At 72.0% G+C, this 15,555-nt stretch carries 9 protein-coding genes; 2 read left to right on the top strand and 7 right to left on the bottom strand.

Annotated features, from left to right (window positions below; genetic code table 11):
- A partial coding sequence (locus tag N5D62_RS27475) for a di-heme oxidoredictase family protein (protein ID WP_279761269.1) occupies positions 1-2,670 on the top strand: 2,670 nt, incomplete at its 5' end.
- Between the two features lie 217 nt (positions 2,671-2,887).
- On the opposite strand, the gene N5D62_RS27470 is transcribed toward N5D62_RS27475, so the two are convergent.
- Genes N5D62_RS27470 through N5D62_RS27445 form a run of 6 tightly spaced genes read right to left on the bottom strand, consistent with a single transcriptional unit; the run spans position 2,888 to position 11,291 of the window.
- The gene (locus N5D62_RS27470) at positions 2,888-5,707 is read right to left on the bottom strand and encodes an ATP-binding protein (RefSeq protein WP_279761268.1); all 2,820 of its coding nucleotides are present in this window, start codon (positions 5,705-5,707) and stop codon (positions 2,888-2,890) included.
- A complete protein-coding gene (locus N5D62_RS27465; RefSeq protein ID WP_279761267.1) occupies positions 5,707-6,420 on the bottom strand; it encodes a hypothetical protein in 714 nt (237 codons plus the stop codon). Before N5D62_RS27465 ends, N5D62_RS27470 begins: the two co-directional genes overlap by 1 nt.
- Positions 6,417-8,012: a hypothetical protein gene (locus tag N5D62_RS27460; RefSeq protein WP_279761266.1), complete on the bottom strand. Its 1,596-nt coding sequence runs from the start codon at positions 8,010-8,012 to the stop codon at positions 6,417-6,419. Before N5D62_RS27460 ends, N5D62_RS27465 begins: the two co-directional genes overlap by 4 nt.
- Before the next feature lie 22 nt (positions 8,013-8,034).
- On the bottom strand, positions 8,035-8,553 hold the full coding sequence (locus N5D62_RS27455; RefSeq protein WP_279761265.1) for a GNAT family N-acetyltransferase: 519 nt from the start codon (positions 8,551-8,553) through the stop codon (positions 8,035-8,037).
- On the bottom strand, positions 8,553-9,299 hold the full coding sequence (locus N5D62_RS27450) for a DUF1294 domain-containing protein (RefSeq protein WP_279761264.1): 747 nt from the start codon (positions 9,297-9,299) through the stop codon (positions 8,553-8,555). The genes N5D62_RS27455 and N5D62_RS27450 overlap by 1 nt, the downstream gene beginning before the upstream one ends.
- A 36-nt stretch (positions 9,300-9,335) precedes the next feature.
- Positions 9,336-11,291 (bottom strand): DEAD/DEAH box helicase, encoded by a 1,956-nt coding sequence (locus tag N5D62_RS27445; RefSeq protein WP_279761262.1) that lies wholly within the window; start codon positions 11,289-11,291, stop codon positions 9,336-9,338.
- 599 nt (positions 11,292-11,890) lie between these two features.
- On the opposite strand from N5D62_RS27445, the gene N5D62_RS27440 reads away from it, so the two are divergent.
- Positions 11,891-13,423, top strand: a complete 1,533-nt coding sequence (locus N5D62_RS27440) for an FAD-binding oxidoreductase (protein ID WP_279761261.1) — start codon at positions 11,891-11,893, stop codon at positions 13,421-13,423.
- 174 nt (positions 13,424-13,597) lie between these two features.
- On the opposite strand, the gene N5D62_RS27435 is transcribed toward N5D62_RS27440, so the two are convergent.
- Positions 13,598-15,555: hypothetical protein (locus tag N5D62_RS27435; RefSeq protein WP_279761260.1), on the bottom strand; the 1,958-nt coding region annotated here is incomplete at its 5' end.

Here is a 15,555-nt window from a genome sequence, read left to right as displayed (position 1 = left end):
CCCGCCGGCATCGACCTGAGCAAGCCTGGCGCCGCCGTCGCGGTCGTGAAGGCCACCTCCAGCGCCACCGAGAACAACGCCAACGGCCCCGAGAAGGCGATCGACGGCAGCCTGACCACGCGCTGGTCCAGCGCGCAGGACGACAAGGCCTGGATCCAGTTCGACTTCGGCGCCAAGACCGCGCTCGGCTACCTGAAGCTGTCGTGGGAGAACGCCTACGGCAAGGAGTACGCGCTGCAGGTCTCCGACGACGGCCAGACCTGGTACCAGCTGCGCTACGTCGCCGGCGGCAAGGGCGGCACCGAGGAGTTCTTCAACCTCAACGCCAACGTCCGCTACGTGCGCCTGCAAGGCGTCGCCCGCGGCACGCAGTACGGCTATTCGCTGCTGGAGGTGAACTTCACCGCCCCCGGCAGCGACAACACGCTGCCCACGCTCACCACCTCCGCCCTGCCCACGCCGCCCTCGGGCAGCGCGGTCGAGACGCCGGCCGCGCCGGCCACGCTGGAGCAGGTGCAGTTCACGCTGCCTGACGGCACGCTGGTGACGCGCTTCGGCTTCGTCGGCCGCTCCCGCCACGCGCGCGAGCGCGGCGAGGACTGGAACGAGATCGGCTTCGGCGTCAACGACACCGTGGACGCCAACGGCAAGCCGATGGACAAGGGCCCCGGCGCCTACCTGAACTTCATCGCCAACTACTTCAAGAACCGCACCTGGGGCGTCGAGTTCATCGACAACAGCCGCGTGGCCGGCGTCACCAAGCCCCGCATCATCGTCAACCAGTACTACCAGCAGGCCCAGCGCGGCGGCGGCCATTCGTTCTTCCGCCGCTTCGACGACGCCGGCGTCACCGGCTACGGCTGGATGTCGCCGGGCCGGCTGCTCGATCCCACCACCTACACCGACGGCTTCAAGGACCTGACGTCCTGCCCGGTCGTGCCCAAGCCGCCCGAGGGCGCGCTGCTCAAGCCCACCACCGGCTACGGCGGCATCGTCGGCGCCAACGACGGCTGCTCCGTGGTGCTGGACAACGTGCCGGGCCACCAGGACATCGCCGCCAACGCCAACGGCGTGCTCGTGCCCAATGGGGTCAACGTGCCCTCGCGCGACCTCAAGCTCGGCGACGCGATCGAGTTCACCGGCTCCTTCTTCGCCAGCCGCGCCGCCATGGACGCGATCGGGGACAACGGCAACTTCCGCTACTACACCAACGAGGTCACCTACGTCGTCGGCAGCGGGCTGCGTCCCTGGTACGGCGTGCAGCCGCGCCTGATGAACGCGCCGCTGCCCGCGGAGACGCTGCTCGGCGGCACCGGGTCGATCTCCTACGACTACGCCGACAACGCGACCTTCATGTTCCAGCAGCCCAACACGCAGATCGGGATGCAGAACATGCAGCGCTTCGTCGAGGGCCGGCGCTGGTTCCACACCAACATGTGGACCGGCGACCACAACGAGCAGGGCAACGACCGCAACACCGCCGCGGTGAAGCTGCAGGGGCCGCGCTTCAACCAGACCAACTGCTTCGGCTGCCACATCAACAACGGCCGCAGCCTGGCGCCGCAGGTGATCAACCAGCGCCTGGACACGATGGCGGTGCGCACCGCCGCGGTGGACGCCAAGGGCAAGCAGCTGCCCCACCCGGTCTACGGCCTGGCGGTGCAGATGAACGCGCGCTCCGCCACGACCGGCGCCGCGCAGGACTGGGGCAACGCGGTGCGCGTGGCCGGCTTCGACACCAAGACGGTGACGCTGGGCGACGGCACCGTCGTGACGCTGAGCAAGCCGCGCCTGTCCTTCGACGGCCCGACCCCGGCGGCCTACTCGCTGCGCAGCGCGCAGCCGGTGATCGGCATGGGCCTGCTGGAGGCGATCCCCGACGCGGACATCCTGGCCCGCGTCCGCGCCACCGCGGACGAGGACGGCGTGAAGGGCCAGGCCAACCTGGTCTACGACCCGGAGACCGGCAAGGTCCGCGTCGGCCGCTACGGCTGGAAGGCGGCCAAGGTCAGCCTGCGCCACCAGACCGCCAACGCGGCGCTGCTGGACATGTCGGTCACCTCGCCGGTCTATCCGAACCGCGACTGCCTGGCCGGTCCGGCCAAATGCACCCGCGACAAGGTGGAACCCGGCCTGAGCGAGGACGACCTGAACCTGCTCTCCCGCTACGTGGCCCTGCTGGGCGTGCCGGCGCAGCGCAGCGTGCCGAGCGGCTTCCCCAAGGGCGTGACGCCGCTGCCCTACCTGGACGTGGATCCGGTCCAGGTCGCCTCGGGCGCCAAGCTGTTCGCGGCGATGCGCTGCACGGCCTGCCACGTCGCGGAGATGAAGACCGGGCTGGCCAGCGAGCTCGCCGAGATGCGCAACCAGACGATCAAGCCCTACACCGACCTGCTGCTGCACGACATGGGCGCCGACCTGGCCGACAGCCTGGTCGAGGACCAGGCCAGTGGCAGCCAGTGGCGCACCTCGCCGCTGTGGGGCATCGGCTACACCCAGTGGGTGGCGGGCAAGGACGTCAAGGTCGGCTACCTGCACGACGGCCGGGCGCGCACGCTGACCGAGGCCATCGTCTGGCACGGCGGCGAGGCGGCCACCAGCCGCGATCGCTTCGTCAAGCTGAACAAGGCGGACCGGGAGGCACTGCTGGCGTTCCTGAACTCGCTCTGATCCGGCCCGAGATCCAGCCCTAGATCCGGGCCGAGATCCGGGCCGAGATCCGGCCCCGCGTCGGCCGGGCCTCGGCCCGATCGCCGGGGGCTCCCACCGGATCGGCCCCACAACGACAAACGCCCGGCACTGCCGGGCGTTTTGCGTTTTGCGTTTTGCGTCTTGCGTTTGGACCGCGTCGCGTGGACGCGGCCGAGCGCCGCGCCCGCCCCGCCGCTCAACCGTAGACCGACTTCTCCGGCCGGCGCGCCAGCACCGCGATCGGCGGCGCCCAGCGCTCGCCGCGCGGCTTCTTGCTGGTCACCAGCGTGATCTCCGACGGCTCGAACACCTCGACGTTGTGCGTGATCGGCGTCGTCAGCAGGTACTGCGCGCGGGTGCTCTTCAGGAAGTGCCCCACCAGCTGGATGTTGCGCACGTCCAGGTGGGCGAAGGGCTCGTCGATGAACACGAAGCCGCCGGGCGCGTCGTCGTCCTTCATCAGGCCCACCAGCAGGATCAGGCTCTTGAGCACCTGCTGGCCGCCCGAGGCCTCGCCGTCGTTCAGCCCGACCTCGCCCTTGCCGTCGAAGTTGAACTTCACGTGCAGCCCGGCCTGCGCCAGCACCGTGTCGTCGTTGTCCAGGTGCGGCAGTTCGGCCTGCGCGTGCACGCCGGCCAGCTCGCCCAGCTCCTGCACATTCTTCTTGTAGCGCCGCACCGTCGCGCGCAGCACGTCGATGTAGCGCTCGCGCGCGTTGAACGCGGCGATGCGCGCCATCTCGTTGCTCGCGCGGCGGTCGTCCAGCTGCGTCGACTGCTCCAGCACCGCCAGCTGCATCCGCGCATGGCGCTCCTGCACGCCGGCATCGGTCTCCCACACGCCGGTGTCGAGTTCCTGCTGCACGTGGCGCGACGCGATCTCCGCCTGCTTGGCGTTCTCGAACTCGTCGCGCAGCGCGGTCAGCCGCATCGGATGCACCCAGGCCACCGGGAACTTCGAGCGCCCCTCGCGCGAGGCCTTCGCCATCGCCAGCAGGTCGTCGCGCTTGGAGGCCCAGTCGCGCTCGGCGCGCAGCACGTTCTCCTCGCTCGCCTTCAGGCCGGCCTGCGCGGCCTCGTAGTCGCGCTCGGCGCGCGTGGCCGCGGCCACCGAGCGGTCGTGCTCCTGGTCCAGCGCGCCCATGCGCGTCGCCGCCTCGATCCGCGACTGGCGCAGCCCCGGCAGCCGCGCGCGCGCCTCGGCGAATTCCTCCGAGCGCTCCACCAGCTCCTGCGCCGCCTTGTGGCCCTGCGCCGCGCGTTGCGCGTCCTTGAGCTGGCGCTCGATCTCGAGCTGCTCCTTGGCGAGCTTGGACAGCTCCAGGTCGTAGCGCGTGAGTTCCTTGTCCAGCGAGGCCCGGCGCGCGTCGAGCGCGGAGTCGCCGAACTGGTACTCGCGCGGCTCGACCCACAGGCTGCGGCCGCCGCGGCCGTCGCGGTAGTAGGCCTCGGTGGTGATCCATTCGCCGCCGGCCTGCGCGCCCTTCTCGGTGTCGCCGACGCAGCGGATCGAGGCCAGCTGGCGCAGCAGCCAGCCCGGCGCCTTGGCGTTGAACTTCAGCACCGACAGCAGGCTGTCCTTCGGGCTGACCGCCGGCGCGTGCTCGCCGTCGGCGACGACGTAATGCCGGTAGCGCTCGCGCGAGGCGATGCGGTAGGCCTGGCTTTCGTCGCTCGACCGCGCCAGCACCACCACCCAGCGCGACGGCCGCAGGAAACCCTCGGCCGCGGCGCGCCACTGGTCGTCGGCGATGTCGATCGCGTCGGCCAGCACGTGATGCGGGATGCCCGCCTCGTCCAGCGCCTTGCGGAAGCGCGTGACCTCGACCGGCGGCGGCGGCAGCCGCTGCCCGGTCAGCTCGTCCATCGCCTGCTGCGCCTTGCGCTGCTGGTCGTTCTGGCGCGTGAAGCTCTCGCGCAGCTGGTGCTGGCGCGTGCCGAGCTCCTCGAGCTTGGCCGTCAGCGCCGCGCCGTCGGTCTCGACCGCCGCCAGCGCCTTCAGGTCCTCCTCGCGCTTGGCGAGCTGCTCCATCGGGCGCTCGCCGTCGCGCGCCGCCTCGAAGGCCTGGCGCGCGTCCTTGCGCTGCTGCTCCAGGTCGGCAAGCTTGTCCTTGGCCGCTTCCTGCGCCTTGAACAGCGCCAGCAGCTGCGCGCGCTTGTCGCTGATGCCGCGCTCGTCGGAGCGCGCGAACAGCCGCTGCCGGTGCAGCTCGCGCAGCTGCTGCGCGGTGCGCTGGCGCTGCTCGCTCCACTGCATCACCGGCACCACCTCGGTGGCCAGGCGCTCGCGCTCCTTGAGCCGCAGCTGGTACTGCTGGTAGCTGTTGACGCGGTTGGCCAGGTCCGACAGCTGCGCCTGCGCGTGCGACAGCTCATGCGCCGCCTGCTCCACTTCCTTGAGCAGCTGCTGCTGGTGGTTGCGCGCGAGCTCGTAGCGGTCCAGCACCTCCTGGTCGCCGAAGACCTCGAACACCAGGCGCAGCAGCTCCTTGGAGGAGAGCTCGCACAGGCGGTCCGTCTGGCCCTGCTCCAGCGCCAGCACGCGGCCGATCGCGCGCGTCAGGCCGGCGGCCTCCAGGCGCTTCTTCCAGGCCTCGATGCCCAGCCAGTCCTTGTCGGCCTTGGTGTCGAGCTCCTCGATCTCATGCACGCCGTCGGCCAGGATGTAGCGGCGCACCCAGTCGCCGCCCTGGCGCGAGATGCGGCAGGCCAGCGTCACCTGGTCCGCGTACAGCAGCGAGCTCGCGAACGGGCGGCTGCTGTTCTGGCGGCCGCGCGGGCGGTTGTCCACCAGCGCGCGCAGCCAGGCGTGCTCGGCGTTGGCGTGGCGGGCGTAGGTCTTGTAGGTCCGGCCGCCGGAGCACTCCAGCCCCAGCAGCGTGCGCATCGCATCCAGCAGCGTCGTCTTGCCCGAGCCGTTCGGCCCGGCGATGGTGATGATGTTGCCGTCCAGCGGCATCGACACGCGGCGGCAGTAGTCCCAGTGCAGCAGTTCCAGGGATTGCAGGTGAAACATCAGGCGTCGCTCAGGTCGGATTCTTCGTTGTGGCGGGCGGCCAGGATGGCGGTGAGCATCGGGCCGGCCTCGGCGTCGGTGCTGCGCGCCAGCACGTCGGCCAGCGCGCCGTCCAGGATGCGCGGCGCCAGCGTGTCGTAGTCCAGCAGCAGGTCCAGCAGCGGGCCCTCGCAGATGTCCTCGCCCTTGCGGGTGATGAAACCCTGGCGCTCCAGCAGCTTGAGGTTGGCGTCCAGCCGCATCTTCTTGCCCAGCTGGTTGCCGAAGTCGGCCAGCAGGCTGCGGTAGGAGAGCGTGGGCGCGCTGCTCGCGGCGCTGGGCAGCGGCTTGTCCTTGGCGAACATCTCGCCCTGGCCCTCGGCCGCCTCCTCGGCGCGCGCGAGCTGGCGCTGGCGCTTGGGCAGCACGATCAGCGACCACACCACCACCAGCAGCGCCACGCCGTCGCGCGGCAGGTCCAGGTTGTTGTTGGCGGCCAGGCCGGTCTCGCCGAACACGGCCACCTCGGCCGGGCGCAGCATCGCCAGCGTGATGTGGTCGGCGTAGACGTTGTCCACGACGCGCAGGCCGACGGCGGCCACGCGCTCGTTGACCGCGCGCCAGAGCTCCTGGTCGATCAGCGCGCGGCGCACCAGCGGCTGGTTGCGCGGCAGCCAGCGGCGCGCCAGCAGTTGAGCCGCCAGTTGGGCGGCGTCGTCGAGTTGATTGCTCATGCGGGCGAGGAAGGTTCGGTGTCGGCATCGTTGCCGGCGCTCGGGGCGTCCGGCGATGCGGGGGAATCGGAAGGCGCGATGGCCCGGTCGGCCACATCGGACACATCGGCCGCATCGGACACGGCGGCCGCATCGGCCGCGTCGGCCCCGACCGTCGGGCCGGGCGCGGCCTCGGTGCCGGCGACGGCGGCTTCGGCGACGGCCTTGCGCCGGCCGCGCTTGGGCTTGTCCTCGGGCGGGCGCCACTTCGGTTCGGGCTCGGGCTCGACCGGCGGCTCGACCTCGGTCGAATGCAACACGCCCTGGCTCATCCAGCGGACGAATTCATCCTCGATCTCGCCCTGCTGCGCGGACCAGCGCACGCGCCAGGGCTGGCGCGCCATGTCGCCGGTGGCGCCGGCCAGGTGCTGCGCCTGCGGATCGCCCAGCAGCGGCAGCAGCTGCGCGCGGTAGGCCGCGCGCGCGTAGCTGCCGCCGAGCACCGCCGGCCGCAGGTCGTTGATGTCGACGGCCTCGCCGCTCCAGCGGCCCAGCAGCGCCTGCAGCTGGCCCATCTCGGGCGGCAGGCTCATCACGGCCAGCTCGCCCGGGGGCGCGGCCAGGCCGGTGGGCAGCGGCTCGGGCGTCGGCGGGGCCGGACGGTCGCGCTCGAACTCGGCCTCGCAGCCGTCCAGCAGCTCATGCTGCGCGACGAAGACCGGATGCACCGGCCGCGACAGCGCGCCCAGCGCGAGGTTCTCGAGGAAAGGCACGTCCTGCAGCCAGCGCCGCACGTCGGTCGTGGTGATGCCGGTGGTGCCCAGCGTGACGCGCTGGCGGTCGGCCTGCTGCAGCGCGCGGTTGAACTGGCTCGCCATCGCGAGCAGCCGCGCCTGCGCCAGGCCCAGCTCGCGCGCCAGGCGCTCCAGCCGCGCGTTCCCGTCGGTCTGCGCCTGCTGGATGATCGCGGACAGCGCGTCGCTGGCGCGCTCGACCAGCGTCAGCGCGCGGTCGAAACGCATCCGCGCGCGGCGCAGGTGGAACTCGGAGCCCGAGGCGATCGCGTCGGCGAACTCGTTGTACAGCCGCGAGAGCTGCGCCAGCAGATGCTGCAGCTGCGCCGGCTCGAGCGTGCCGAGCTGCTGCGCGCCGGCCACGTTGGCCAGCAGCCCGGCGAGGTCGCCGTCCTCGTCCGTGCCCTGCCCCTGCGTCAGCGGCGAGACCACCGCCATCAGCTGCTGCGCCAGCGGAGTGACGCCGTACTGCTGGTTGGACGCGTCCCAGGCCAGCAGCTGCGCGTCGCGCAGGCGCTTGAGCACGAGCTCCAGCGCCTCGTCCCGCAGGACGTGGAAGTGGCGGTTCAGGTCGTCGCGCGAGAGCCGCGAGTGCGGCAGCGTCATCAGCTCGATGAAGACCCACACGCGCAGCCGCACCAGCGTGGCCGGGCCGTGGAACAGCGCGCGCTGCGCGTTCAGCAGGGCCTCGTTGCGTTCCAGCTGCCACCACAGGAGCGAGTCCTGCGGCAACTGGCCGTCGCGGAAATGGTCTTGGAGGGAGGGTTCGGGGAGATCGTCGCGCAGTGCTTCGTCCGCGCGCCCCTGGATCACTGTCATGGGGGCGGATTATCGCCCCGCGTCAGACGGGTCCGAGCGCCCTGCGCATCAGGGTCGCCCCGGGTCCGAAGCTGGCGAGCTTGGCGGCCAGCGCGGAGCCCGCGCCCGCCTCGGCGGCCTCGAAGCCGTGGCGCTCCCAATACCCGCCCGAGCCCTGCACCGCCACCAGCGCGACCTGCGCCAGGCCCATGTCCTGGGCGCGATGCACCACCTGGCGCACCAGCTTGTCGCCCAGCCCCTTGGCGCGGCCCGCCGGCGACACCGCCAGGTCATGCAGGTACATCGTGCGCGGCGCGCGCGCCGGGACGATCGTCGGCGCGTCCAGCGCCGGCAGCTCGCCGTCGTCCACCGGCAGGCTGACGACGTAGGCCAGCGGCTCGCCGGCCTCGACGGCCAGGTAGGAGCAGTGCAGATGACGCGTGGCGTCGAGCTTGGCCAGGAAGGCCTCGGCGCTTTCCAGGAACTCCGGCCCGTAGCACCGGGCCTGCAAGGCCAGCACGGCGGGCACGTCCGCCGGGGCGATCACTTTCAACTGCAGCATCAAACGGCATCGCCGGCCGATCGCGCGTTCCAGTGGTCGGAGAGTCCCGAGAAGAACGGCGCCAGCAGCGGCGTGAAAAGACAAACGAAAGCCAGGATGTTGAGCGCGACGCTCAACCAGAACCAGCGACGGAACGCCGGTTTGGCGCTCTTGTGACGTAGCAAGTGCTGGGCCAGCAAGGCGCCGGGCCAGCCGCACAGCAGCGCCAGCCCATGCAGCGTCGACTCCTTGACGCGCCATTGGCCCAGGCGCGCCGCGCGCTTGTCCAGCGCGTAGACGATGAAGGTGGCGAAGCTCATCGCCAGGTAAGTGCCCCACAGGCCGCGGGGCAGCGGCCACGCGAGGTGCGTCAGCAGCACCAGCAGCGCGAAGCCGGGCACCAGCCACAGCGACGCGCCGGTGTCGGCCGCGGCGCCGCGCGTCGATCTCGTGGCGCGGGAAGCGGGCGCGCCGCCCGAAGGCGGCGCGGATCCGGAGCGCGCGCCCGATCGGGCGGCGCCTCGGGCCTGGGGCGCCGGACCGGCCGGGGCCGGCCTGGGCTCCAGGCTCTTGATGTCGAGCGCGCGGGGCTTGCCCTGCGCGTCGGTGCCAGGCTGGTAGCTGACGCGTTCGCCGACGAAGGGCCGGCGCGGACGCAGGCCGAAGGCGCGGATGTGCGCGAAGCGTTTCGGTCCGCCGTCGGACGGCGCGATGAAGCCGTAGCCCTTCGCGTCATCCCATTGGACGATCCGCCCTTCGACGCGCATCCTTCAGCGTTCCCCTTCAGCCCGGCGCGCGAGGGCTCAGTAGCCCTTGCGCGGGCCCTTCTTCACGAAGCCGCCGCGCTCGCCACGGTCGTCGCCGCCTTGCGGACGCGGACCCTTGTTGAACGCGGGCTTGCCGGCCGGACGGCCTTCGAAGCGGTTGTCGTTGCCCTTGAACGCGGGACGCTCGGCGCGCGGCGCGTAGCGGTCGTTGTTCTCGGCCGAACGGTCGAAGCGCACGTCGTTGCCGCCGTCACGCGGGCCGCCGAAGTCACGCTGCGGACGGTCGCCGAAGTTGCGCGGGCCGCCGAAGCCCTGGCCGTCACGCTGCGGACGATCGCCGAAACGCGGGCGGTCGCCGAACGGACGGTCGCCGTGCGGGCGGTCGCCATAAGGACGGTCGCCTTGCGGGCGGTCGCCGAAACGCGGACGGTCGCCGCCTTGCGGACGCTCGAAACGGTTGCCGCCGCCGAAGCCGCCGGCACCGCCTTCGCGACGCTCGCCGAAGGCCGGACGGCCTTCCGGACGCTCGAAGCGGGCGTTGCTGTCGAAGCGGTTGTCGCCGCCGAAGCCGCCACGGTCGTTGCCGCGGAAGCCGCCGCCTTGCGGACGGCCGTAGCCGCCACGGTTGCCGCCGTAACCACCGCGGTTGCCGCCGAAGCCGCCGCGATCGCCGCGGTCGAAGCCGGGGCGCGACGGGTAGATCTTCGGCTCTTCGCTGCGCGGCTCCAGGCCCTCGATGCGCGAGACCGGGATCTGCTGCGTCGTGAACTGCTGGATGCGCTTGATCATCGAGATGTCGCCGCGCTCGGCCAGCGTCACCGCGATGCCGGAGCGGCCGGCGCGGCCGGTGCGGCCGATGCGGTGGACGTAGTCCTCGGCCTTCATCGGCAGGCCGAAGTTGATGACGTGCGAGATCGTCGGCACGTCGATGCCGCGGGCGGCCACGTCGGTGGCGACCAGCACGCGCAGGTCGCGGCGGCGCAGCGCCATCAGCGTGCGGTTGCGCTTGCCCTGCGGCATGCCGCCGTGCAGCGCGGCCACGCGGTGGCCGATGGCCTCCAGCTGCTCGGCCAGCCACTCGGTGTCCTGCTGGGTGCTGGTGAAGACCACGGCCTGGTCGACGTCGCGCTCGCCCAGGATGTGCTCCAGCAGCTTGCGCTTGTGCATGCCGTTGTCGGCCCAGTGCAGGCGCTGCTCGATGTTCTCGTGCGTCTCGGTGTGGCCCGACACGTCGATGCGCTGCGGGTCCTTCATCAGCTGGGACGCCAGGCGGCCGGTGTTGCCGGCGAAGGTGGCGCTGTACATCAGCGTCTGGCGCTCGGCCGGGATCTGCTGGGCGACGAAGTTGATGTCGTCGATGAAGCCCATGTCCAGCATGCGGTCGGCTTCGTCGAGCACGAACATCGTCACGTTGTCGAGCTTGCAGCGGCCGCTGTTGATGTGGTCGAGCAGGCGGCCCGGGGTCGCGATCAGGATGTCCAGGTGGCCGCTGAGCGCGCGCAGCTGCTGCGCGTAGGGCATGCCGCCCAGCACGGTGGCCACGCGCAGGCCCTGGATGTGGCGGCCGTAGGTCATGGCGGACTTGGCGACCTGCATCGCCAGTTCGCGGGTCGGGGCCAGCACCAGCACGCGCGGGCCGACGACCTTGGTCTTGTTGCCGGCGGCGCGCGCGGCGCGGGCGTCCAGCACCTGCTGCAGCGCCGGCAGGATGAACGACGCCGTCTTGCCCGAGCCGGTGCGCGACGAGACCATCAGGTCCGCGCCGGTCAGCGCCGGCGGGATCGCCTGGGCTTGCACCTCGGTGGCGTTCTCGTAGCCGGAATCCTTGACCGCGCGCAGCAGCGCCTCATGCAGGCCCAGCGCCGAGAACGGCGTGCCGCTGGTCTCGGCGTCGGCGCCCAGCTCGATCGCGTCGATGGCCTGGTCGAGCTCGTCGTCCTGGTTGGCGGTCGGGTTCTGGGTGTCGGCGTTCATGTCGTGTTCGAAACTCATTCTTTGCATTCCAAGGGTGCGCGCCGAGGCAGGCGTCCGGGTCACGGGCGCCAGCGCCGGAGCGCAGGTCCGCCGCGCGAAATCGAGGGATCGCGGCGGAAAGTGATGTCGCTGGGAGAAAGCTCGCGTCGATCACCAGGAAAGAAAGACACAGGCGCGGCGTGACCGGGGACGGTCATGCGAACGACAAGAGGGCCTGGTGAGGCGCCGGGGAACAGTCAAGCGACGGCATCGCCGCCGACCGAACCCGAGGGCATGCATGTGCGCGCTTTCCTTGTCGGAAGCCGCTCCGGTGGAGAACCGGAGCCTGCGTGAAACCCGCTTCTGGGGTTCCGGCGCAGCGGACTGCAAGAGGTCAGAGGAGACGTACGAAGCACCGCCCGAAGCGGTGAAGCCCATGAGTATAGCGACTTTTCGGGTTTTCACCTAGCACAAGATTGCGGACGTCCATGCGACGGCTCGAAGGCCTCGGGCGCCCACCCGTTCGGGTTGATCCCGATGGGATGACTTCCGCCACCGGTCTTTCTTCGGCTCCAAATTGGTATTCGAGTGGACTATTGATTCCACCGCCATCGAATCACCGTTCAGGGAGACATTGAATGGATCGTCGCGCGTTGTTGGCGGCGGGCGCGGGAGCGCTCGCCGCGACCTGGCTGGGCGGATGCGGCGGAGGCGGCGGCGATGCCGGCACGCCGGTCTCGCCCCCGGGCCCCTCCTCTCCGATCACCGACCAGGAACTCGGCACGCTGGCCCTGCAGATGCAGGGCCGGCTGCTGCTGCCGGCGGATGCCGACTTCGACACGCTGCGGCGTCCGGCCAACGGGCGCTTCGACGGCCTGGTGCCGCGCGCGCTGGCCCGCTGCGCGAGCGCGGCGGACGTGGGCGCGGCCTTCGCGTTCGCGCGGAGCAAGCGGATGAACTTCGCCTTGCGCAGCGGCTCGCACAGCTATGTCGGCGCGTCGGCGACCGACGCCGGCCTGCTGATCGACACCGGCCCGATGGACGGCGTGCGGATGGAGGGCGGCATCGCGGTCGTCGGCGCGGGCGCCAAGCTCGCCGACGTCTACCGCGCCGTGTTCGATGCGGGACGGATCCTGCCGTCGGGCAGTTGCGTCACCGTCGGCATCACCGGCATCACGCTGGGCGGCGGGGTCGGTTACTTCGACCGGCAGCTCGGCCTGACCTGCGATGCGCTGATTGGCGCGACCGTCGTCACCGCGGACGGCCAGGTGCGGACCTGCGACGCGACGCGGGACGCCGAGCTCTTCTGGGGCTTGCGTGGCGGCGGCGGCGGGCGCTTCGGCATCGTCACGGAGCTGCGCTTCCAGACCCAGCCGTTGGGCGCGGTCAGCGGCGCCATCGCCAACTTCAACGCGGCCGACCTGCCGGCGGTGCTCGCCGCCTGGCAATCGCTGCCGGCGACGCTGCCGGAATGGGGCTGGTCGCAACTGGTCATCGCCAGCGACCGCGCCGGCGGCCTGCAGGTCAGCGTGATCCTGATCGCGCTGGAGACCGCCAACGCGCTGCGGCCGCACTGGAACGCGCTGCTCGCGGCGATCGGGCGCTCGCCGCAGGTCCAGTTCATCGACGACACGACCGCCGCCGGGCTGCTGCTCAACGGCTGCGCGATGCTCAGCAACACCGCCTGCCACCTGCCCACGCAGGTGATCGGCGGCACGCTGCCGCGGGTGTCGATGACGGCGAGTTCCGACTTCTTCAACCGGACGCTGCCGGCGGCCGGCCAGCAGGCGCTGGTCGACGCGATGCTGGCGCGCTCGCGTGCCGGGCGGCCCGGGGCGACGCTGCTGGACCTGATGGGCGGCGCGATCGCCAGGGTGGCGGCCGATGCCACGGCGTTCCCGCATCGGGCGGCGCTCTTCGGCGCGCAGTACGTGGCGGAGAACCCGATCGGCACGCCCGAATCCACGCTGACGGCGGACAGCGCCTGGGCCGCGTCGATGCGCCAGGCCATGGCGGCGTGGAGCAGCGGCGGCGCGTACGTGAACTATCCGAACCTGCAGGACAAGCTCGCGCCCGAGGCCTACTTCGGCGCTAACGCGGCGCGGCTGCAGCGGCTCAAGGCGAGCATCGATCCGGACGGGCTGTTCAAGTCGCCGAACGGGCCGGTCTGAGGCGGACCCGCGAGGCTCAGGTGCGCGACGACCCTCACCCCCACCCTCTCCCGCAGTGCGGGAGAAGGAGTTGCGGGAGACCGGGGACGGACGTGGCGACGCAAGCGAACCAGTGACGGATGCCCCCTCTCCCGCACCGCGGGAGAGGGTTGGGGTGAGGGTCGTGGCAGGCGCTCAGAGCCCTTCGAGCAGCTTCGGCAACACGGCCATCAGCGCGTCGAGCTGATCGCCGTCCAGCCAGGCCGGCGCGGCGTCGAGCCAGTCGGGGATCGCGACGCCGTCGCGCTGCGCGCGCAGCACGGCGACATCGAAGGACTCCTCGATCAGCAGCAGCGCAGACGGCACGCCGCGCGCGTCGTCGCCGCAGGCCGCGTCGACCCGGCGCGCCAGCACGTCGGACCGCCACGGCAGGTCCGCGTGGACCACCGCGACGCGGTCATCGGCCAGCAGGCCGGGCTCGACATCGCCGAGCGCGTCGTCGCTGGCCAGCAGCACGCCGGCTTCCGCGGCGCGCCAGGCGGCCAGCGCCGCCTCGCGGACCTCGGGCGCGTCGCCGGCCCGCAGCCGCTGCGGCGGCAGGCGGCGCAGTTGCGGCGACATCGACAGGCTGTCCAGCAGCGTCTCCGAGCGCGCGCAGACCACCAGCCGCGCGGCCGCCGGCACGGCGCCCTGGATCCACTCGCGGCGCAGCGCGAGCACCGCCTCGGCCTTCGCCGCCAGCGCCTGGCGCGAGGCCGGCGGCAGCAGCGCCAGCGCTTCCAGCAATTGCTGCTGCTCGGCGCTCGACAGGAAGCGCAGCGCGCTCCAGCGCTCGCTCAACTGGCGCAGTTGCTTCAGCGGCGCGGCCGGCAGGCTGGCGCCATGCTTGTCCGAGCCGTCCAGCCACAGCGGCGACAGCAGCGCGGCCGGCAGTTGCGGCTCGAGCTCGCGCTTGCGGCGCGACAGCACGACCGATTCCAGCGCCTCGCGCCGGAGCTTCTTGCCGGCGTCCGCGGGCAGCGCGCGCAAGCGCGCCAGCGGGCCGCGGCGCGTGTCGTCGAGCCAGTCGATCCAGCCGTCCAGGCGCGCGTCGCCGAGCGGTTCCTGGTGCGCGATCAGCAGCAGCTGCGCGGCCGGCAGCGCGCGCAGCGCGGCCAGGCGCTCCGCGTCGACGGTCTCGAGGCCGTCGACGACCAGCAGCGCGGCCTGCGGCTTGGCGGGCGGCGTGGCGGCCACGGTCACCGTCCTGGCCTCGTCGCCGAGCCAGCGCGTCAGGTCGCGCTGCCACGCGGCATGCGCCGCCTCCGGCGCGATGACGACAGCCGGCTTCACGCCGAAGAGCTCGGACCAGAGGCGGATCGCCGCGATCGCGGCGCCGCGCTGGCCCAGGCCCAGGTCGTCGGCGACCAGCGCGCGGCCGGCGCAGACGGCGAACAGCGCCGCTTCCCAGGCATGCACCGGCAGTTCGTCGCGCAGCAGCGCGCGCATCGCGATGCCGTCGGCCATCAGCGACTCCAGGCGCTGCACGCGCGACTGCGCGTCGCGGCCGCAGGCCAGCTGCGGCCACACCGGCGCGTCGACGCGCAGCGTCACGCCCAGCGCGCGGGCGTCGCTCAGCACCGGTTGCAGCCAGGCATGGCCGCCTTCGGCGGCGCGGCGCTGCTGCTCGTCCAGGCCGGCCTGGTCGCGCAGGCGTTCCGGCACCTCGCGGCCGCAGACCCATTGCAGTTGGCGCTCGGCGCCCGGCACCAGCCAGACCTCAGCCTCGCGGGCCGGCCAGCCGGCGTCCAGCGCCTCATGCTGGGATTCGTCGAACAGCGCGATCAGTTGCTCGCCGTGCTCGCAGCGGCCCTCGTCGCGATATCCGGCGCAATCGCAGCGCCAGGTCTGGCGACCCAGCAGCCGCAGGCGGAAGGTGCCGCCGGTCTCGCCATCGCGCAGCTCGTAGTCGCCGAACACGCCGTCGTCCTCGCGCGCGCCGAGCGTGAAGCGCGGCGGCTCGGCCGGGGCTTCAGCGACGACCGGCTCGGCCTTCGGCTTGCGGCGGCCCTTGCGGGCGGGCGCCGGATCGTCCGAAGCGGCGGGGACATCCGCCGCTGCCACGGCATCCTCTTGCGTCACCACCGCCGGCACTTCGTCCTGTGCCACCACGG

Source organism: Mitsuaria sp. GD03876 (assembly GCF_029840635.1).
Taxonomy (GTDB): domain Bacteria; phylum Pseudomonadota; class Gammaproteobacteria; order Burkholderiales; family Burkholderiaceae_C; genus Roseateles.
This window is presented reverse-complemented; position numbering and strand designations above follow the sequence as displayed.

Coding starts and splice junctions, on each gene's coding strand:
- N5D62_RS27470 (WP_279761268.1), bottom strand. CDS start 5,707: ATGTTTCACCTGCAATCCCTGGAACTGCTGCACTGGGACTACTGCCGC.
- N5D62_RS27465 (WP_279761267.1), bottom strand. CDS start 6,420: ATGAGCAATCAACTCGACGACGCCGCCCAACTGGCGGCTCAACTGCTG.
- N5D62_RS27460 (WP_279761266.1), bottom strand. CDS start 8,012: ATGACAGTGATCCAGGGGCGCGCGGACGAAGCACTGCGCGACGATCTC.
- N5D62_RS27455 (WP_279761265.1), bottom strand. CDS start 8,553: ATGCTGCAGTTGAAAGTGATCGCCCCGGCGGACGTGCCCGCCGTGCTG.
- N5D62_RS27450 (WP_279761264.1), bottom strand. CDS start 9,299: ATGCGCGTCGAAGGGCGGATCGTCCAATGGGATGACGCGAAGGGCTAC.
- N5D62_RS27445 (WP_279761262.1), bottom strand. CDS start 11,291: ATGAGTTTCGAACACGACATGAACGCCGACACCCAGAACCCGACCGCC.
- N5D62_RS27440 (WP_279761261.1), top strand. CDS start 11,891: ATGGATCGTCGCGCGTTGTTGGCGGCGGGCGCGGGAGCGCTCGCCGCG.